This window comes from candidate division KSB1 bacterium (assembly GCA_034506335.1).
Lineage (GTDB): Bacteria > Zhuqueibacterota > Zhuqueibacteria > JANLFK01 > Oleimicrobiaceae > Oleimicrobium.
Genome location: JAPDPR010000026.1, coordinates 13893 through 34407, shown reverse-complemented (window position 1 = coordinate 34407; position 20515 = coordinate 13893). Strand labels below are relative to the sequence as shown.

Below are 20515 nucleotides of genomic sequence, written 5' to 3'. Positions count from 1 at the left end.
GACCGGCTCTGGCCACAAGCTGTCACAAGGCGGGACCCCTCTCCAACAGGCCGTCGCAGATGGGATGTTGAGGCCACGTCCTAGTTCGGGGGTCCCAATTACGCGCCATGGCGCGGGTAGATCTCCGGACGCGTGGGGCAGGTGCAGACGTGGTGGTCGCCAAGGTACACGTGATAGGAACAACTGCAGCTGCCATGCGGCTTGACATTGAGTATACTCCGATTGATATCCTGCTCCACGGCACAGCCTTCCCACGCTACGGACCTTATGTAGGCAAAACCAAACATGTAGTGCTTGGTGCGTTCTTGTGTCTCATGATCAATTTCGTGTTGCACGGTGCGCGTCCTCCCCGTTGCGGCCACCCATTGCACATGGGCCCTCATGCCGTCGGACCTGTTCGCCTAAGACGTTGACAAACACGGGTGAAAAACGCGATATCTTTTTGTGGTAGCCGTGAACTGCACCGCGCTTACCCGCGCAACTATTGGGCACCCATTGACAAAAAAGGGTAGGTGAGGGTTCTAGGGGTACGCTCGTGGGACAGCAGCAGGCTCTTTGATCCCGGCATAGCCCGGCATCAGATGAATTGATTCCGCGTTTTGCGCACTCAGGCGGGAGTTACCTGGTCAGCCGCGCAGCATGTCCAGCGCCTGGTACCGCTCGCAGTCATCGCAAAGCGCCGGCCAAGATTGTGGTTTTTCCCAAGAACGTTCCAGCCACTGCCCCGGTCATCAGGCAGGCCAGCGTGGCAGCCCATAGGGCGCGAAACCCTAAGGACGACAGTTCTGCAGTACGGCGTGGCGCAAGGGCGGCAATGCCCCCAACGAAGATCGCCAGCGAAGCAATGTGCGCGAAGCCGCAAAGGGCATAGGCGGCGATCACCGCCGAGCGTGGCTCCTGCAGGGAACCCACGGCCAGCATCGCCGCCAGGTCCTGGTAGGACTGCACCTCGGTGGCCACCGTTCGTTCCCCGATGAGCCGAGCCACCGCCCAGGCGTCGGACGGAGGGACGCCTATGACCAGCGTCAAGGGATAGAAAACCAAGCTCAAGATTGCCCGGAGCGAAAGGTCAAGGCGCAGGCCGACAAGCCTTGTCAGCCAATGTCCCAGCGCACCCAAAAGGAGGTCCACCAGCGCTACAAGGCCGAGGAACGCCAGCAGCAGCGCGGCAATCCCCACCACCAAACGCACGCCACTGTTGGCCCCATTGATAATAGCCTCGATCAAGTTGTGCTCGCGTTCGTAGGATGGGCGGATTGCCATACCCAGAGTGAGCGGTTGCCCGGTTTCGGGGACCATCAGTTTCGCCATCACGACAGCGGCTGGCGCCGAGATGATGGAGGCCGAAACTAGGTGCCCGGCAATAGTGGGGAATTGACCCTGCAACACAAACACGTACAGTGCCATTACACTGGAGGCGATGGTAGCCATGCCCGCAGTGAGGATGGTACAGAGCTCGGAGCGCGTCATGTTCTCGAGGTGGGGGCGAATGGTGAGCGCCGACTCGATGCCGACGAAGATATTGCTCGCCGCGCACAATGACTCCGCCCCGCTGAGGCGCATCAGGCGGGTAAAGACGGAGGCGAAAGCGCGCACCAGCCATGGCATAATTCCCAGGTAATACAGGGCCCCCATCAGCGCGGCGAAAAAGACGATCGTAGGGAGCGCCTGGAAGGCGAGGAAAAAGCCCAAAGACGTCTCACCGGAGGCGTCCGCGGTGCCTGGAGGCAGCGCCAGGCGTCCAAACAGGAACTTGGTGCCGGCAGTGGCGCAATCCAGCACCTTGACCACAAGGTCATTGACCAAGAGAAAGAGCTTTGTCCCTACCGGCACGCGAAAGATGAAGAGGGCGAACAACAGCTGCAGCGCCGTCCCCCAGATGACCACCCGCCAATTGACGCGACGCCGCTCCGTGGAGCAGAGCCAAGCCAATCCCATGAGCACGAAAATGCCGCCAAAGCTTATGAGATTGTAGACCGTCATTGCACTTCTCCTGTCACATCGTCCCCGGACTTTGACCATACTGGGCAGAAAACGTGCCCAAGAACGCTTGCAGCACCGAGGCCAGTATCATGCGTGGCGAGAGTACGGGCACGCCGCACAGTCGGGCCAACTGGGTGCACACCTGTCGCCGGTAGCCGAGGCAGTCCAGAATGACCAGCCCGACCTCGCGGTTCCCGAGGCAAACTGCTAGCTCAGCCAGCCGCGAGGCATCTTCTTCGTAAGGCGCAAGCACTGCCGATAAGACCTGCTTTTCAGGCATGTGCCAGCGCCCGGGCACGGTGGCCAGCTGCGACGCGTGTGGCACCACAACGGCTAAGTTCCCTTGGGTAAGCACGGCTTCGGCTACGGCGCGGAGGAGCTGGTAAGGGCGGAACAGCAGGAGCGTGCTCGTTAGGGAAGGGAAACTGGCCGTGCAAAGGAGCACGACGGCCTTTACGTCGAAGCTCTCCATGCGGCGCAGGCAGGCAGCCACCAGGGGTTCGACGCGTTCTGCGCTCACCGCAATGCCGGTCCCGTCGCGGAGCCGCGTGACCAGGCCCACTTCGTTCGCCTGCGGAGCAAGCGCCTGGATCTGGCGTGGGGAAAGGCCATCGAGTGCTCCGGCCTCGACGAATTCTACTCCCTTCAGCCCGGAGCGGAGAAGCTCCTCCAGGATATCGGGACGGGGGGATTGCCCGATGGTGACTGCACCCACGCGCATGGTCATGGTCACCTTTCGCCCACAAGACCTGCCGGCAGGGGGACCTCCATCCCTACTGCCTTTGATACTTCGGCGTAGAGCTTCGGATCTTTCATTCCCGCTCCCAGGCACAGGTGCGTCCACGGGATCACGACAAGCACAATGTCGCGTCCCGGCTCTATCGCTGCCGTCGTGAGGGGGCACAGGGTATCCTGCTCCAATGTTGCGATCAGGTCGGGGAAGGTGGCCAAGCGCTGGCCGGCGCGTTCAACCGCGATGTATTCATTGAAGAAACTGAGCTCATAGAGGTCCGTGCCGGCGCTCATCACAACGCTGCCAGTATCGAAGCCGTCTCCGGTGTGGCGACGCAGGGCTTCCACCTTCCCAGTAGCGAGGACCTGCGCACCCGTCCTCTCCGCTAAAGCCTGGAGTCGCGCGGGTGCTTGGATGTTTTCGCGAAGTATTGCTCCCAATGCGATGGCCTGTGAGATGCCACCCACGGCCGCGTGGGTGCGTACCCAACTGGCCTCCACGGGATTGCGGGCCACGGCCACCATGCCACCTGCTTCGATCGCTGCCCTTCGCACCAGCTGTGATACTTCTTGGAGGGAACCCGAGTAGACCTGCTCCACGAACCGCCCAGCCGAGGTATCTCCGCCCACCACGGCAGCATGGGCCTGGTAGCCGGGACGGAGGTGGAGTCCCATGGAGCCCATCAGCCCCAAAGGGTGAGCGCGACCATTGCACGGCGCGTCTACCACCGGCAACCCTAAGACGGCCGACTGGTACCAGCCGTTGACGGTGGCAAAACCGCCGTTTTCTGAGGTCACCATGGCGTCGATCCGAAGGTCAACTTTGTCGCGAAGGAGCATGACGGCGCGGACGAAATGGTCGGCCGTCACGTGCTGTCGGGCGGCGGCAGGAGCGCCCACCAGCGACACCGTGATGACTGTAGCATGTGGGGGCAGCTCATCGATGTGCCAGAGGTGCAAAGGCCCCTGCGCCAGGGCTTGACGCGCCAGTGCCATACCCATCTCGATGGAGCCACCGCCGCCCCCGCCTAAGAGCGCGCCGCCCAACACCGCGTGCCGTGCTATTTCGGTCGTCACCTTCATCATGGTGGGTGGGACGTACCTCCCCAGGGGTTCGACGGTCTGGCCTAACGTTGACCCACCTCGACAGTCAGTTCGGGCTCGGCCTCCTCCTGGCCCGCGTGCGCAAGGGCAGCTCGCGCGGGGATGTAGAGGTTGCACAGCAGGCCGAAAAATGCGCCCTTTTGCGCCAGAGTCTGAGAGGGTTGATTGGCAAAAAAGAGCACGGCGTAGATGTAGAGAAGGAGATGATTCATCACTACCAGGAGGTAGAACCAGATTCCGTGCGCATAGCGATACGTCTGCCAGAGCAATGCAAAGCCCAGGAGCCAGAGAGATGTGGTCATCAAACCAGCGCCGAGGCGGTGGATCGGATCGTGAGTAGCACACGGCACAAGGGCCACCACCAGCCCGAGTGCCGCCGCGAAGAAAAGTGCGGCCATAGCCCTCGGAATCAGCTGCTTGCCGGAGCGCCACATAAGCTTCCCCAGCCGCACACAGACCACGGCCGAAAGCAGCAGATTGGCGTCGAAGACCAGCATGCCGCGCTGGTTGGGCAGGCCGTTTACAGTGGCAGGATTGCCCAACCAGCTCAGCGGATAACTCACCGCGTCAAAACGTTCCCCGTAGAGCAGCGCCGAGGCCGGAATCGCGATCATATTGCCCCAGAAGAGAACTTTGACCCAGCGAAACACCTCGCGCGGAGTGGCTTCCTCTTGCCATGGCCAAGTCCATATCCTCTTCAGCTTGTCGGTGCGCATTGCTCTCCTCGGGTTATGCGGGCAGTTGTTTGCGAAGCACCTCAGTGGTTGAATACACTCTGAAGTCAGTTGGCCGTCACGCGCAACGCGACAACCTCATCTGCGCCAAATCTCCCCCTCCCCCTTTCTGCTTCACTGCAAGTGGGCTGACATCGAGAAGGGCGGCTCCAGTGCGTCAGCCCTCGTGGGGTTCTCGCGTCGGCTCATGGTGAACTCCAGCGCCCCTCCCTGCGCGATAGTCTCGTGCAGAAGGTAGCTCTTCGTGTAAGGCTTCCCGTTGAGCAGCACTCGTTTGACAAATGGCCGGTCGTGGGCATTGTTCGGTGCCGAGATGATGAACTCTTTGTCATTTGCCAGGTGCAGAACAGCGCGTTTGAACAGAGGACTTCCCAAGACGTAGGATGGGTGTCCGGGGCAGAAGGGGTAGAAGCCCAGCGCACTAAAAATGTACCAGGCGGACATTTCTCCATTGTCTTCATCCCCGCAGAAGCCTCTGGAGTCAGGGCCGTAGAGCTCTTGCAGCACCCTCCGCACCCAGTACTCCGTTTTCCAGGGAGCGCCGGCGGCGGCGAAGAGGTAGAGCACATGGTGGCTGGGCTGGTTGGAGTGCGCATATTGGCCAAAGTCTACTGCGGCCATTTCGGTCATCTCGTGGATCTCCCGATTGTATGTGCCCACCTCAAAGTAAGGTGGAGTGGAGAGTAAGGTCTCTAGCTTCGCGAGGAACTGTTCTCTGCCCCCCATGAGCGCGATAAGGCCGGCGGGGTCGTGTTGGACAGCCCACCCACATTGCCACACGCCTCCCTCCACGTACGGCCCACCCCAGGCGAATTCCCTGAACGGTTCCACCCAGGAGCCGTCGGCATTCCGTCCGCGCATGAAGCCCACACTAGGATCAAACACGTTCCTGTAGTTCTGCGCTCTGGCGATGAGCAGTTCATGATCTTCCTTCCGCCCGAGGCCTTTTGCCACCTGAGCGATGCAAAAGTCGTTGTAGGCAAAGTCAAGGGTGCGCGAAACACTCTCCTCAACTTTGTCCGCCGGCACATAGCCCAGCCGCATGTAATACTCCAGTCCCTTTCTGCCAACGGCGCCGTCTTGTGAACCGGGCTCAAAGGCATTTCTGCGCATGCCTTCGTAGGCAGCCTCTAGGTCGAAACCACGAATGCCTTTGACGTAAGCATCGGCCATGATGGCGTCGATGTGGGTGCCGATCATGCAGGAGCGGTAGCCTGGACTGGCCCACTTGGGGAACCAGCCGCCTTCCTTGTAGGCATTCACCCATCCTTGGAGGATCTCTGCCAGCCGGGCAGGGAAAAGTAACGCCAGCAGCGGGTACTGGGTGCGGTAGACGTCCCACGGCCCTTGGTCCGTGTAGAGCACGCCGGGGTGTACCTTGCCGTCGTATGGGCTGCGGTGCACCACTTCCCCGGACGAAAGGCGCTCGTGCCAAGCGTGAGGGAAGAGAACGCTGCGATAAAGGCAGGAATAGAAGGTGCGGAGCTGGGCATCGCTCCCGCCAAAGATGTCCACGACGCGTAGGACATCTTCCCAGGCTGCTTCTCCTTCTGCCACCATCTCATAGAACTGCGCCTGTCCTATTTCCTGGGCGATGTTCTCCTCGGCCTGAGCCCAGTCGATGAACGATGTTCCCACGCGGACGTGGACCACCCCGTCTCTGGGGGGCACAAGGGCAAGGTAGGCACCGATCCCTCTGCCTTCGGCTGCTCGCTGTCCGGAAAAGGTCCGTTCATCAGCGAAAAAACCAGAGTGCTCTGCCTGCACTGGACAGTCTACCTGTACCACGAAGTAGGCAGCAAAATCGTCCGGCACACCACCATTGTTGGCGCGGGTAGAACCGCGAACTACCCTCGCTTCCCAGTCGAATTCCAGGTGAGAATCCCCCGCAAAGGGGTGCACGATGAGTCGACAGGGTTCATTTGGCGGAAAAACAAAGCGGAAGTAGGCGCAGCGCTCGGTGGCGGTCAGCTCCACGGTCACTCGATAGCGGCCCAGAAAGGTGCCGAAGTAGTGCGGGTAGTACACGGTCTGGTCCGGACGGAATACGGAGGTTCTGCGGCTGGCGTCTGGCAGGAGGCGGCCCGTTTGGGGCATCAGCATAAATTGCCCATAGTCGCCGATCCAGGGACTGGGCTGGTGTGTGGCGCGTATTCCCTGCAACTGGCGTGCGTCCGGGTGAAAAAACCAAGGCCCATCGCCAGTCTGCGGAGTCCAGTTGGTCATGCCGAAAGGCCGGGCGACCAATGGCAGGGTATTACCGTGGGAGAAGGCATATTCCGAGGCGGTCCCTTGCAGCGGGTTTACAAGCGCCACTCGACCCGTGGGAAACACAGTGCGATTGAACATGGGCGTCAGCTCCTGTTTCTGAGGTCCTGCCTCCTGTGCCGCGACGAAAGGAGGGCAGAGGAGAGGGAAGGTCAACACCAGGAATGTGATGGTTTTGTGATTGTCGCTCCTCAGCTGCATGCTTTCCAATGCAGTAGGTGAGGATATGCTGTCAATGGTCTGCGATGTGGAGCACCGTGTGCGCCAGGGGATAGGTCCACACGCCACGTGCCCCGGCTACCTGGGCAATCTGCTGGACCTGGTCAATGCGCAGGCGATGTTCAAGCGGAGGACCGTGCTCTTCCTCCACGAACGGCCACTCCAGGATAGCAACGCGCTTCTTGGCGACTCGCCATGCCTCCGCAAAGGTGAGTACCGGTTCGTCACTCTCGTGTAACAAGAGCCCAAGGAAGGCAATATCCACTGCGCCGGTGCGATGTGGAAGGGCCTCGGCCACGGCGAGCTGGTAGCGGCCCAAGGGGAAAAGGGCCCGCGCCGCTTGCAGCATCTCCAGCCGCACGTCGATGCCATAGGCGCGCAGGCCGTGGCGGGCAAAGGCCTCGGCAAACACAGCCGTCCCAACACCAATGTCTAACACGCTTTGCGCCGAAATGCCGCGCAGAGTCAAATCCACAACCTTCTCCACTTCTAACAGGGCGAGGCGTTCTGGGTTGCGAAGTCGTTCTACTTCGCCAGCATAGCGTCGTTCGTGCATCGAGGTCTCTACCGTCATATGGCGTTCACTTCTCTCTTGCTCGGTCCACGCACAGGGGGGCGCGCTTCTCAGCTTCTCAACAGCCACGTGCCTTGAGCAGGCGCTGCCAAAATGGCTTGAAAAGGAAACTACGCTCGTCCAGAGCGCACAGCCTCTCGAACATCGGCTTTGTCACAGTGAAAAAGAGTGCCTCGGGCGGCAGGTGCTGACGCATGGCGATGTCGGTAGCACCGATGATCGCCTGAGGGCGTGACAGATCAGGGAAGAGTGCAAGGAGCTGGCCACATCCCGAGCCAAATGGTGCGATCACTGGCGGCGGGTCCTCGGGCGCTGCATGGTAGTTCGCGCCGATGATGAGCAAGCTGAGCTGATCGGGGTTGACCACAAAACTCACCGTCTTCAGGCACTGGTAGGCCTCGGCCCGCAGAGGCCCGATGAAAAGGTTGCCGTACTCCGGCTGAAATGGCCGCGAGGCATCGAGCCATTGCTCCATCAGCTCCGCAGTGGCCCTCAGCCCCTCCTCGCGCACGAGAAAGTCCACGAACTCTGCACGTGGCCGCGTGGCCAAGCCGAAGAGCCAGCGCCCTGCGCCGCCACAGCCGTATTGCTCTGCGGTGAGGTGGAGGAACTGGCCTTGCTTCCAGTTTTCGTAGAAAGCGAAAATACATGTCCTGGTGCCAGGCGTTGGCCGCACGCAAGGGGCGAAAAGTGCCGGATCAGGTGCCTCGTACACGCCGATCAGCGGCGTACGGAGCCTTGCCGCATCCTGAAGGCGAGAGGGGTCGGGCATCATAAGTGGCTGGTTCCTTTGGCGCAATGTGGTCGCTCTCCTTCAGTACGTTCAGGGGGTGTACTTGCCTCTCAGCTCACCAGTGGTGCCCAGGCTGCGGCCAAGAGCATGGAAAGTGCCTTTTCCTGTATTGAACACCACCGGTCGCATGAGGGACACGTCAACCCTACCATCTGCATCAAGGCAGCTGGGGTCGACTTTCACATCCACGATCTCGCCGATGAACATGGTGTGCAGGTCCATTTCATAAGCGTGCACCAGCCGGCATTCTGCCACTAAAGGGAATTCTTTCAGGTAGGGGGCATCGACAAGCTCGCTGCGCACCGGTGTGAGGCCGGTCACCGCCAGCTTATCCACATCGCGCCCAGAGACGCTCCCAAAATAGGCCGTCTCTGCGGCAAAGTCCTCGCTGGGGATGTTCACCGTGAATGCCTTCCGGCGGGTGATGTTGCCATGCGTATAGGCGGCTTTGCGCATGACCACCATCAGCGACGGAGGGCGGTAGCCACAGATGCCGACCCAGGCTGCGGTCATCATGTTGGGCTTGCCGAGGCTGTCGTAGGAGCCAACCACCCACACCGGTAGAGGGGTCAATGCAGGCCGTGCGCCCAGTGACTTTTTCGTCAGATCACCAGAAGGGGCTGGCTGAGGGGCTGCCTTGCTCGCCCTGGCCAGCGCCAACCGCGCCGCTCTGATGATGGCCTGCGAGGTGATTGTGGCACCGGTCACCACATCCACTCCTTCGGTTCCCTGTCGCTCCACAATCCGCCGCGGGACGTACTTGATCGCGGAATCGCCAGCACTCTCAAAGTGCTGCACCACGGTAACAGAAGCGATCCTGCCCCGAGCAATCTTGACCTCCACCGTCAGGGAGTCGTTGTAGCCCATCGCCTTGGCACGATAGACGCCATCCGCGCGTTGGGCGGCAGCCGGCGTGGACTGGCCGTCCGCATCGCGAAAGTGGAGAAAAAAGATAGCGATCCCGAGTATCAGAATTGCCACGCCAATAAGGGTACTGCTCATCTTCCCATGCATTTCTTAACCTCCTTCCTTAAAGTTCATGCCGTTCCACTTTCTCCATGCACGGGATCGCTTGCACCGCACGTTGGAGAGGAAGAGCTGAGGTGGCGCACACCTGCCAAAACCTTGCGAGTTCGCCAGATTGCCAAGACGACCGCAGAACTCATTTCCTGATTCCCGCCTGGTCTAACAGAAAGGCGTACTCCATCGCCGTTCTTCTGAAGCGCTCGAACCTGCCGGTTCTGCCCCCGTGGCCGGAGTGCATGTCGGTGTGCAGTAGGATGAGATTGTTGTCGGTCTTCAGCTCGCGCAGCTTCGCAACCCATTTGGCTGGTTCAAAGTACTGCACCTGCGAATCGTGAAGTCCGGTGGTCACAAATAGCGCAGGGTAGCTTCTTGCCGCAACATTGTCGTAGGGCGAGTAGGAGAGCATGTAGTCGTAGTACTCCTTGACGTTGGGGTTGCCCCACTCGTCGTATTCGCTTGTGGTGAGCGGGATGGACTCATCCAACATGGTGGTGACCACATCCACCCAGGGCACGTTGGCGATGACTCCCTTGAATAGGTCAGGGCGCATGTTGATCACCGCACCCATCAATAGACCTCCAGCGCTGCCCCCGCGGGCGAAAAGCCGGTCTGGGCTTGTGTACTTTTGTGCGATCAGGTATTCGGCACAACTGATAAAGTCAGTGAAGGTGTTCTTCTTCTTCAAGAGCTTGCCGTCCTCATACCACTGCCGTCCCATTTCTGAGCCGCCACGAATGTGGGCAATGGCGTAGACAAAACCGCGATCCAGCAGACTCAGCACCGGCGAGCTGAAGGTCGCCTCCGTGCTCGCCCCATAGGAGCCATAGCCATAGAGCAAAAGGGGATGGGAACCATCCTTCTTCATGCCCTTCCGGTAGACAAGCGAGATCGGGATGAGCGTGCCGTCCTCTGCGGGAGCATAGAGCCGCTCGGTCTGATAGTCTTCCTGGCGGAAGCCACCCAACACCTCCTGGCGCTTCAGCAAAGTCTTGGTGCGCCCCGCCATGTCATAATCGTAAATAGTGAGAGGCGTGGTCAGCGATGTGTAAGCGTAACGGAGGAGGTGAGTGTCCATCTCTCTGTTGTCGGTAGGGGTGGCAAAGTAAGCCTCTTCCCCAAAATCGAGGTAGTGTTCGCTCTTGTCGGCCTGGTTGATAATGCGCAGCTGGCGCAGACCATTTTTGCGCTCGCTCACCACCAGGTAATCGGTGAACACTTCGACGTCCTCTAGCAAAACATCGTCGCGATGGGGGATGACCTCTCGCCAGTGCTTCTTGGCCGGCCTGCGCACGTCGGCCTCCATCAGACGGAAGTTTTTGGCCTGGTCGTTGGTGACGATGTAGAACTTGTCCCCCACGTGCGCCACCGAGTATTCGTGGTTTCTTTCCCGAGGCTGTACCACCGTAAACGCACTGGTGGGCTCATCGGCATCCAAGAAGCGGACTTCCGAGGATAGAGTGCTGGTGGAGACGATAAAGACATACTTTTTCGACTTGGACTTGTGGGCGTAAACCGAGTAGGTGGAATCTTTTTCGTGGTAGACCTCGACGTCCTGGGTTGGGTCGGCGTTCAGCGTGTGCCGGAACACGCGCTCGGCGCGGAGAGTGGTCGTGTCCTTGACCACGTAAAAGACCGTTCTGCTGTCGTTGGCCCACACTGCCTCCCCAGTCGTGTTAGAGATCGATTCGGGAGCTAGTTCCCCACTTTCAAGATCTTTGAAATAGATGGTGTACCTACGCCTGCTCACTGTGTCCACGCCGAAGGCGACCCAACGGTTGTCAGGGCTGACAGTCACCCCGGTGACGGAATAGAACGCATGGCCGGCGGCCATGGCATTGACGTCCAGCATCACTTCCTCGGGCGCATCCAGTTGGCCTTTTTTTCGGGCGTAGATGGGGTATTCCTTTCCCTCTTCAAATCGCGTGTAGTAGTAATAGCCGTTGTCCAGGTAAGGAACCGACATGTCGGTTTGCTTGATGCGCCCCACGATCTCCTTGTAGAGCTTTTCCTGGAGCTTCTTGGTGTGGGCGAGGGCGGCCTCCAAGTAGCGGTTTTCTGCCTCCAAGTAGGCGATGACTTTAGGGTTGTCGCGTTGATTGAGCCAGTAGTAGTTGTCCACCCGCGCGTGGCCGTGTTTGATGAGCGTAGTGGGGATTTTCTCCGCTCGTGGCGGCTCCAGTGCCTGGTGGGCTTTCTTCGCACAAGAGGTCAGCGCAATAGTTGCTGCGAGAGCCAGGGCAAGAACTGCCCCCCACTTTCTTGTCATGCCTTTGTTCACCGTGTCCTCCTCCTTTGGGTCGTTTCTTGGATGCTGTTATTTCAACAGCGCCACTTTGAACACTTGTTGAAACCGCTCCGCTTGGAGAACCAGAAAGTAGACCCCAGAGGGCAATTGTTGTCCCGCATTGTCGGTTCCATTCCACACAAGCCGGTATGTGCCGGCCTGGGCGTGCTCGCTCGTGGTGGCGAACACGGTGGCGCCGACGGCGTTGACGACGATGAGGCGAACCTTCTGCGGCTTTGCCAGCTGATAGGAAACTGCCACGGAGTTGTTGCAGGGGTTCGGGTAGGGATTGAAGGCGAGGTCGCGCTGAGGGGGTGGTGGTGACTGGCTCGCCTCAGGTACCTCCGTGCCGACGGCATGGATAAGGGCAACCGTGCCATCCAGTGCAGCGGCCAACACCCGTTCGCCATCGAGCGGGGTGACAGTGGCAACATAGGCATGAGACAACCAGTAGCGCCAGCATAAACCACCCCAGCTGGCTACTGCCACCACAAATCCCGGCTTGCTGCCGGTGAAGACAATGCCCCCCTTTTCCACTGGCATGGATGGAGTAGTGTCCCAGCCATAGCCCACGTTTGACGCCCAGAGTTGCAATTGGGTAGGACTGCCGGCCAGAAAGGCGTACAGGCATCCGTCCAACGAGCGCACATAGAGCGTGCTGGTGCCGTCTTCGGACAGACCGATCGAATCCCATGCTTCCGGCGTCTTGCTGGACCAGATGGTGGCACCGTTAGCGAGGCTGATGGCGCTGACGTATCTTTCGGGATCGGACACAAACACGCGGTCAGGTGTGGCTGCAGGCCAGGAGGCAGCAGGGGCATAGTAGAAGCTGGAAGTCCGATTCCAGCTCCAGCGCAACTGTCCCGTGTGGCGGTTCAGTGCACGGAACTGGCGGTCCCAACACCCGAACAGGAGCAGGTCACCGGCCACTGCCGGTTTGCACTCGATCATCCCGCTGGCGCGATACTCCCACAGTCGGCGGTGCCCCTTGGTACCGAGGGCGTACATGGTTTGACTGCCAGCAAAGTAGACGGTGGTGTCCACCACAACCGGTGGAGTGAGCACGGCACCGGTGGCCTGGTAAGTCCAGAGCACTTGGCCGTTGGCTGCATTGAGCGCATAAAAGGTGCCATCGGTGGCGCCGCAGTACAGAACTCCTTCCCGCACTGCAGGAGAGGCAAAGACCGCGCCTGGTGTCTGGAGAGGTGGCCAGGCAGGAGTGCCGTCATCAAGCCGCAATGCAATGATCCGCCCGTCGCTCGTGCCCACGTATACCCGCTGCCCATCGCAGGCCGGTGCCGTGATCACCTCCGCCCCGGCCTGATAGCGCCAAACCGCCTGTGGCCCGGCGTTTTGCACGAGGAACCCGCGAGTGCGTGAGACTCTTCGGCCATCTGAAGTCGTAAGGGCCACTTGCACGGTGTGGTAACCGTTCTCCAAGGACCCGCTGGGCAGTGAGAAGGACCATTCGTGGGGACCGCCGGAGAGTGAACCCCCTACAGCGCCTCCGCCGATGCGACTGTGCGTAACCTGCCAAGTCCCCCCAGTTGCAGGCACCTCGATGCGCACGTGCACGGCTCTGGTGCCGGAGACTACCTCAGCTTCTTCGAGATCCACGAATTGCACTTGTGTCTGGGCTGAGGCGGCACAAGGGATTCGCAACCATGGTTCGCCTGCCTGGCCTTCCGCCGTGTACGGGGTGATCACAATCTCCCTTTTGCTCACCGTGACCACGTTGAAGCCAGGAGGAGAACTGTAGGTGTCGCGACCCATCGCCCCCGGGATGCCCTCAAAGTCATAGGCACGATTGCTGTGTCCATGTCCAACCAAAATGATGGCCGTGCGGAAACCCTTTAGAAGATCCAGGACCTGCCAGTAGTTGTACATGGAACTAAAGTCGCACGGGAAGTGACAGGCAAAGATTATCGGCGTATCAGGCGGGTCGAGGCGTGACAGCTCCTGTCTGAGCCATGCGATGTCGGCAGGGTCAAAGAAGCCAGCGCCGCCCCGAAGCGGGATGCCTGTGTTCATGCCAATGATGCGAAAGCCATGGTGGGAAAATGAAAAGCGCATCGCGCCGAAATGCCGATGCAAGGTGTGAAGGCCAGATTCGCTCCATTTGGTGTCGTGATTGCCAGGCACGCTCCAGACTGGCAGGTGGCAGGACCGCATCATGTCCAAATACTGCTGAATTTCGCTGTCGGAGCCGCGCTCCGTGAGATCGCCCGTGTGCAACAGGAAGTCTAAGGAGCCTGCCAGCTTGTTGATGGCGTTAAGGATCGCCACCAAGCCCGCCTCCGTGGTTCCCGCGCCCACATGGCTGTCGCTGATCCAGGCAAAGCTGAATACACGCGCCAGGGTCACCGCCTCAAGCTGGAGGTCGCCGCCAGAAAGGTACACGCCCACGAAGCTACTGGTATCGGGGGTGTAGCCTTGGGCAAGGAAACGTAGGTGATACACCCCCTCGGGCAGATTGCTGAGCTCAAAGGCCTGGCCATGTCGCACAGAGTCGTAGCAGGCCGAAAGTGGAAAAGCATCTGGATAGGCAACCACTCGACAGCACGCAGTGTCTGAGGCATCGTCTAAGAACAGCGTGCCCCTGATAGAGTAGCGAGGCCCAGGCGTCGGCTGTAGTGTAAAGAGGAGGTTGGCGAGGTCGCCTCCCTGGAGCAACAGGGAGTCCACACGCAAGGTGTCGTAGCCCCAAGCGGCGGCGACGAGGCTGTACCATCCTTCCGGGAGTTTTTCAAAGAGAAAACGATGATGTGTACCCTCTTGTGTGGACCGCATGACGGGCTGGCGAATGCCGTGGCGAAACAGGGCGATGGAGGACGTAGCGCGCGACGAGCCTTCGGCAAAGAGGAGCTCGCCACTGATCGCGTACGTGTTTGCGGTGGAGTTGAGGCGAACCGCATCCGCAAGCACGTAGCGACCTGCCCCCTCAAAGTAGTCATTGACCTCCACCCACGTCGTCTCCGGCAGGTCGAAGGTGCCCAGCAGGTGCCACCCTGGACGGTAGTTTTGGTTATCCACCATGATGGTGTCACCAGACGCGGTGCGGATAGTGAGGCGTGTGTCCTCGGCGTAGTTGCCGTCTACCACGTGCACCTCGACCCTGTAGTACCCGGGGAACGTGAGCAAAGTCCGCCACCGTGCCTTTGCCGAGCCGTCTCCCTTGCGCTTGTACAGGGCGCTGCCGCCGTAGGGGTCACCCGTAGTTTTGGTCAGCCATTCCCCGGTTACTGCAAATCCTGGATCCTCGTTATCGAGAATGATCTCGATCTGAGCCAAGGCCTGCATAGCTACAAGGCAGACCGAAAGAGTAGCAGCGGTACTGGTTCGCATTCCGTTCCTCCCGCAAATCCTGCGTGGCTCGGCTACTGCGGCCGGGGTGAGTTTGTGTGCGTCACCGCTTCAGCTGGTCCTCCACAGCCCGCAGCAGGCTTCCGTCTTCCAGGTGACGATAGAGGTTCTTGCCCGGGCATACAGTCTGGTCAGTGTAGTCGCGATGGCCTTTGATGTTCGCCAGCGGTACCTCGTAGATGCGCACCAGGTGCGCGGTGAGGGCCACCAGAGCGTGGAATTGGGCCTCGGTGAGCTCCTGATGCTCATAGTTCCCCAACACGCAGATAAGCCCATGCCCGCGCGGGTCATAGTCGGTGTTGGTATCACCCGGGTAGTTGATGGGTCTGCCTTCGTAGATGCGCCCTTCCAGGTCGATGAAGAAGTGGTACGGAACATCAATCCAGTGTTTTTCGCTGCGGCTCCAGTTCTGCAGGCTCCGGAGGTACTGGACCGGTTCCCGGTCAGGCGTAAAGTCCTCACCGCTGTGGTGGATGGTGACCCTGGTTACCCTGTGCCCCGCAGTGCTGGCCCGCAAAGGTTGCCATCCCCAGTCTGCGCGGCGTACCACCTGGAGCTCGGCGGGGTAAGGGATTTCTACGACCGCGATTCCGCTCCCCGAGCGGATAGAACAGTGACACGCGAGACCGAGTACGAGTCCCAAACAACAACCGGACCACCTCATGGCACCTCCCCTTTGCGTGTGCAGGCCTACTCGGTGCAGATTGAGGTTCGCCCTCATATGGGCACGCACAATTTAGCAAATAATCATCTGGAAGTCAAGAGAATGATGACACGGATGCGCCGGCGGCAAGAGGGGAGGGGGCTAAGGTTCATCAGGGAGCTGGATAGCCCGCCGGACCAGCAAGGTTCCTTCCATCACGTGCAATGCGGTGAGTGCCTTGAGGTAGTCCACTGCTGCCCTGACTTCATTGAGCCGGCTGCTGGTGAGGTCCCGCTGCACCTGCAGCACTAAGAGGTTGGTGGACCTCCCCACGCGGAACTTTTCCATTTCCGCCTCGAGATTCTTCTCCTGAAGGATACGCGCCTCCCGCGAGGCCTCGATTTGCTGCCGAGTGCGCACGACGTCGGCATAGGCCACGCGCACATCCCGTTGCACCAGCCGCTCCATGTTCTGGAGCGCCAAGCGAAGTTGCTCCCTGGACTTGATTGCTTTGCCAACTTGCGCGCGAGCCTTGGCATCGATCAGGGGGAACTGGAAGTTGACCCCCGCGTTGACGCTGTAGAAAGGGCTTTCGATGTCGGGCGCTGCTTCCTTGAAGGTGCGAGCGTAGGAAGTGCGGCCAAAGGTCACGAAAACATCAAGACGGGGTAGGAGACCGTTCCGTGTGTACGCCACTTGCAGTTGCCCTCGGCGAAGAGACAGACGCGCCTGCGCCAGGTCGGGACGGTAGCGCATGGCTAATTCCTCGTGTGCCTGAATCGGCCCCAGCGAGTCGGGCATGATCGTGGGGTGGTCTAGGAGCGCCGGCGTAGTGGACCAGGTGACGCCCGGACCGGGATTGAGGAGATAGATAAGGTCTATTCTCGCTTGTTCGTAACGCGTCTGCGCGTCGATGACCGCACCCTTTCGCCGAGCAACTTCAGCGCGCACCGAGGCGAGCTCCAGTTCGGCAAGCTTGCCCACGGCGACGCGCTCTTGCGACTCCTGCAACTGCTGGAGCGCAAGCTGCAGGGACTGCTCTTGAATGGCCAATTCCTGTTCCGCCAGGTACAGCCCCCAGTAGCTGGCCTCCACATCCTGCACCAGTCGCTCGGCCATGGCCTGCAGCTCGTAACGCGATATGTCCAGGTCGATCTGGGCGCTGCGCACGCCGATGAGATTGGCGCCCAGGCCGAAGCCACGAAGCAATGGCTGCGTCACCGTAACGCCCACATTGCCAGAGTACTGGGGCAGGTAGATGCTGGAGGTCGAGCCTGACATGGCCGCGTCGACGGCTAGAATCGTGCCGGTTGGCAACACCTGTGTCACCCCTGCGCCGTACTGAGTGCGCTGAGAAGTCATCTCAAACGGCTCTGGGCGAGCGCCCAAAAAGCGCTGGGTGTGGCTCTTGTCCCTGCTCACTGAAGCGGTGAGGTTCGGCTCGAACGCGGCCCGTTGCTCGGCAAGGGCCGCCTCCATAATGGAGGGCCGGAGACGCTGGATGGCAAACGCAGGATTCCTTTCCAGCGCCATCACCACCGCCTCTTGCAAGCTCAGACGCAGGGTATCCGGCTCTTCTCCAACTAGAGCCGAGGTGCCGAATACAACAAGTGCAACTGCTTTCAGCGTGATGTGTGCCTTCATGTGCCCGTCCTCACGGAATTGACTCGAGCGCGCGCTTTGTCGGCAACCTGCCGGGCGCTCAGCACGAGCTTACGCAGGCTCTGTTTTTCCTCCAATACGGAATACACCACTGGCACCAGCACCAAGGTGACCAAAGTGGAACTGAGCAATCCCCCAATGACCACGCGTGCCAATGGTGCTTGCGCTTCGCCACCTTCACCCAAGCCCAAGGATAACGGCACGAGGCCCAACACGGTGGTCAAGGTTGTCATCAGAATTGGTCGAAGCCGTCGGGACCCCGCAAGGCGAATTGCCTCCTGCAACGCCACACCGTGCTTCCGGCGCAGCTGGTTGGTGTAGTCCACCAGGATGATGGCATTGTTCACCACGATGCCCGCGAGCATGATGCAGCCGATAAAGGCCTGCATGCTGAATGTCGTAGCAGTCAGCAGCATGGTCACGGTGACGCCAATGAGCGCCATGGGGATTGAGAAGAGAACCACGAAGGGGTCCTTCAGGGACTCGAACTGCGCGGCCATGACCATGTAGATGAGCAACAAAGCCAAAACCAACCCCACCATCAGCTCGCGGAAGGCCTTCTGTTGTTCTTCGTACTCCTCCCCGAACTGCAGGGAAAAGTCCCTGGGCACAGGGATAGTGCGCAGGGCCTGGCGGATATCGGCCACGACCGAGCCCATGGCGCGGCCGGTGAAATTGGCAGAGATGGTGATGGTGCGCTCTTGGTCCTTTCGTTCCAGGCGCACCGGGCCCTCCTGCGGTACCACCTGCACCACATTGCGGAGCACCACCTGTTCGCCGCGGTTATTGAGCACGGTTAGGTCTAACAGGTCTGCGAGGTCGCGGCGGTCTTCCTCGCTCAGCCGCACCAAGATACGGTACTCCTTGCCTCCCTCGCGGAAGTAGGAGGCGTAGGTGCCACCGACCGCGGTCTGCAAGGCATCGCCGATATCGGAAGCCGAAAGGCCCAGAAGCGCGGCTTTGTCGCGATCGATGCGGATGACCTCCTCTGGGCTCCCCTCTTCCCGACTGATCTGGGTATCGGTGACGCCCTTCACCTGGCGCACGACCCGGTTCACCTGTTCCGCGAGGAGCTGGGCAGTCTGCAAGTCGTAGCCGCGCACGTCTACACTGACGCGGTCGCCCTGAGATGTGCCCATGGAGAGGAGGAACAGACCTTGGCCGGCGCGTGTCCGGATGGTGACTCCGGGGAGGCCTGCCAAGGCGCGGCGAAGGTCGTTCGCAACCTGTTCGCTGCTCCTCTTGCGTGCCGCCCTGGGCACCAGCGAGACGCGGATCTCGCCGGTATGGCCACCGCTGGCGCGGAATCCTCCCCCGCCGACGAAGGACATCATGGCCGTCATCTCTGGTACCTGCCGCCTGATGACCTCCTCCACCGCCAGAGCCGTCTGATTGACTAGCTCCAGCCGTGTGCCAACCGCCATCTCGATGCTCACCCGCACCTCCCCCTCATCAGCCTGGGGCATGAGTTCTACGCCAATTAGCCGCACAAGGAGGAGCGAGATGAGAAATAGGCCGAAAGAAACGCCGGCCACCAGAGGGCGATGACCAAGGGCCCAGCGCAACAGCTGCCCGTATCGCGCCTCTATTCGGCGAAAGGTCTGCTCGCTTGCGGCGTAGATGCGATGAAGAAGGTTGTGATTGGTGGACACAGGGGTGAGGCGCAGCAGCTTGGTGGTAAGCATAGGCACCAGCGTCAGGGCCACGAGCAGCGAACAGAGGAGTGCAAAGCTCACCACATAGGCCATCTGTTTAAACATCACCCCGGACATGCCCCTGATGAATACCACCGGGAGGAAAACGACAAGGGTGGTCAAAGTGCTGGCTACGATCGCTGACGTGACCTCCTCAGCACCCACGACTGCGCTCTCCACCACCGAGCGCCCCTCTTCGCGATGACGGTAGATGTTTTCCAGCACGACGATGGCACTGTCCACCAACATCCCGATACCCAGGGCAAGCGCGCCAAAGGTCATGATGTTCAGGGTCAGACCGGCGAAATACATCAAGCCGAAGGTGGCCACCACGGAAATGGGGATTGCTGTAGCAATGATGGCGGTGCTGGACACATTCCGCAAGAACAAAAACAGAATTAGCACCGCGAGAATGCCGCCTATCAGGGCCGAGTTCCCCACGTTGTTGATGCTGCGCTGGATATAGCGGGACTGGTCGATGAGGGGCACGAGGTTTATTTGTGGAAAGTCGCGATTCAGCCGCTCGATTTCTGCCAGAACCTGCTTTGCCACAGAGACCGTATTGGAGCCGGATTGCTTGTTAATAGCGACGCGCAACCCTGGCTTGCCGTTAATTCGCACTATCTGCCGCACTTCTTGCCAGGAGTCCTCAACGTTCGCTACGTCGCCGATGGTCACCGGCACGCCGTTGCGGGTGGTGATCACAGTAGAGCGGATCTCCTCCAGCGAGGTGAACTCGCCCTGTGTGCGCACCAACACTTCCAGGTTCCCCTTGTCGTACAGGCCGGCAGGGATATTTCTGTTCTCGCGGCGGATAGCGGCCAAGACGGCGTTAGGCGAGAGGTTCAGGGCCTTGAGCTTGTCCGCTTTCAGGTCCACGTGGATTTCTCTGGTCAAGCCACCGGACACATCTGCGGCCGCCACCCCGGGAATGCGCTCCAGGCGGTATTTGACCTGGTCTTCCACGAGACGCCGCAAGTCCAGCGGATTCATTTCGCTGGACACGCCGATCATCATGATCGGGAAGGCGGAGACGTCGAACTTGCGGATCATGGGGCGGTCCACGTCCTCGGGCAGGCGGGGCAGCACACGGTCAATCCGGTCACGGATGTCGTTGGCCGCAGCCTCCAAGTCGGTCCCCCAGACGAAGGAGACGCGCACCATACTGCGCCCCTCGGTGGAGGTGGAGGTGATCCTCTCCACCCCCTGCACCGCAGCCAGGGCCTCTTCTATAGGCCGGGTGACCAGCTCCTCCATCTCCTGCGGACCCACGTTCCCGTAGCTGGTGATCACGGAAATGGTGGGGTAGGTGATTTCCGGCATCAAGTCGATGGAAAGTCGGGAAAAGGAGATGAGCCCGAGGGTGATGATGACCAGAAACACCATGGTGGTGAGGATAGGGCGATTAATCGGCCCGCGCGATAGATTCATGGTGA

At 60.2% G+C, this 20515-nt stretch carries 14 protein-coding genes and 1 pseudogene; all 15 read right to left on the bottom strand.

Annotated features, from left to right (window positions below; genetic code table 11):
* Positions 1-98: 98 nt before the first annotated feature.
* Positions 99-335, bottom strand: coding sequence for a hypothetical protein (locus ONB25_09005; GenBank protein ID MDZ7393016.1), 237 nt, complete (start codon positions 333-335; stop codon positions 99-101).
* 331 nt (positions 336-666) lie between these two features.
* Positions 667-1983, bottom strand: a complete 1317-nt coding sequence (locus tag ONB25_09000; protein MDZ7393015.1) for a nucleoside transporter — start codon at positions 1981-1983, stop codon at positions 667-669.
* Between the two features lie 13 nt (positions 1984-1996).
* Positions 1997-2704, bottom strand: a complete 708-nt coding sequence (locus ONB25_08995; GenBank protein ID MDZ7393014.1) for an AroM family protein — start codon at positions 2702-2704, stop codon at positions 1997-1999.
* 8 nt (positions 2705-2712) lie between these two features.
* Positions 2713-3801: a DUF917 family protein gene (locus ONB25_08990; GenBank protein MDZ7393013.1), complete on the bottom strand. Its 1089-nt coding sequence runs from the start codon at positions 3799-3801 to the stop codon at positions 2713-2715.
* A gap of 41 nt (positions 3802-3842) precedes the next feature.
* Positions 3843-4535 carry a hypothetical protein gene (locus ONB25_08985; protein ID MDZ7393012.1) on the bottom strand — a complete coding sequence of 231 codons (693 nt, stop codon included), beginning with the start codon at positions 4533-4535 and terminating at the stop codon, positions 3843-3845.
* A 132-nt stretch (positions 4536-4667) separates the two neighbouring features.
* Entirely contained in the window at positions 4668-6902 is a 2235-nt protein-coding gene (locus ONB25_08980) for a GH92 family glycosyl hydrolase (protein ID MDZ7393011.1), read from the bottom strand.
* A 151-nt stretch (positions 6903-7053) separates the two neighbouring features.
* Positions 7054-7596, bottom strand: coding sequence for a class I SAM-dependent methyltransferase (locus tag ONB25_08975; GenBank protein MDZ7393010.1), 543 nt, complete (start codon positions 7594-7596; stop codon positions 7054-7056).
* Positions 7597-7672: 76 nt separating this feature from the next.
* Complete coding sequence (locus ONB25_08970; GenBank protein ID MDZ7393009.1) at positions 7673-8413, bottom strand: DUF169 domain-containing protein; 741 nt, start codon at positions 8411-8413, stop codon at positions 7673-7675.
* Between the two features lie 24 nt (positions 8414-8437).
* The gene (locus tag ONB25_08965; GenBank protein MDZ7393008.1) at positions 8438-9013 is read right to left on the bottom strand and encodes a flavin reductase family protein; all 576 of its coding nucleotides are present in this window, start codon (positions 9011-9013) and stop codon (positions 8438-8440) included.
* Positions 9014-9070: 57 nt separating this feature from the next.
* A pseudogene (locus ONB25_08960) lies at positions 9071-9274 on the bottom strand (FMN-binding protein).
* 295 nt (positions 9275-9569) lie between these two features.
* On the bottom strand, positions 9570-11699 hold the full coding sequence (locus ONB25_08955; GenBank protein ID MDZ7393007.1) for a S9 family peptidase: 2130 nt from the start codon (positions 11697-11699) through the stop codon (positions 9570-9572).
* A gap of 48 nt (positions 11700-11747) precedes the next feature.
* Positions 11748-15062, bottom strand: a complete 3315-nt coding sequence (locus ONB25_08950; protein ID MDZ7393006.1) for a PQQ-binding-like beta-propeller repeat protein — start codon at positions 15060-15062, stop codon at positions 11748-11750.
* A gap of 61 nt (positions 15063-15123) precedes the next feature.
* A complete protein-coding gene (locus tag ONB25_08945; protein ID MDZ7393005.1) occupies positions 15124-15744 on the bottom strand; it encodes a peptidoglycan recognition protein family protein in 621 nt (206 codons plus the stop codon).
* 141 nt (positions 15745-15885) lie between these two features.
* Positions 15886-17367 carry a TolC family protein gene (locus ONB25_08940; protein ID MDZ7393004.1) on the bottom strand — a complete coding sequence of 494 codons (1482 nt, stop codon included), beginning with the start codon at positions 17365-17367 and terminating at the stop codon, positions 15886-15888.
* Positions 17364-20510 carry an efflux RND transporter permease subunit gene (locus ONB25_08935; protein MDZ7393003.1) on the bottom strand — a complete coding sequence of 1049 codons (3147 nt, stop codon included), beginning with the start codon at positions 20508-20510 and terminating at the stop codon, positions 17364-17366. The genes ONB25_08940 and ONB25_08935 overlap by 4 nt, the downstream gene beginning before the upstream one ends.
* Positions 20511-20515 lie beyond the last annotated feature (5 nt).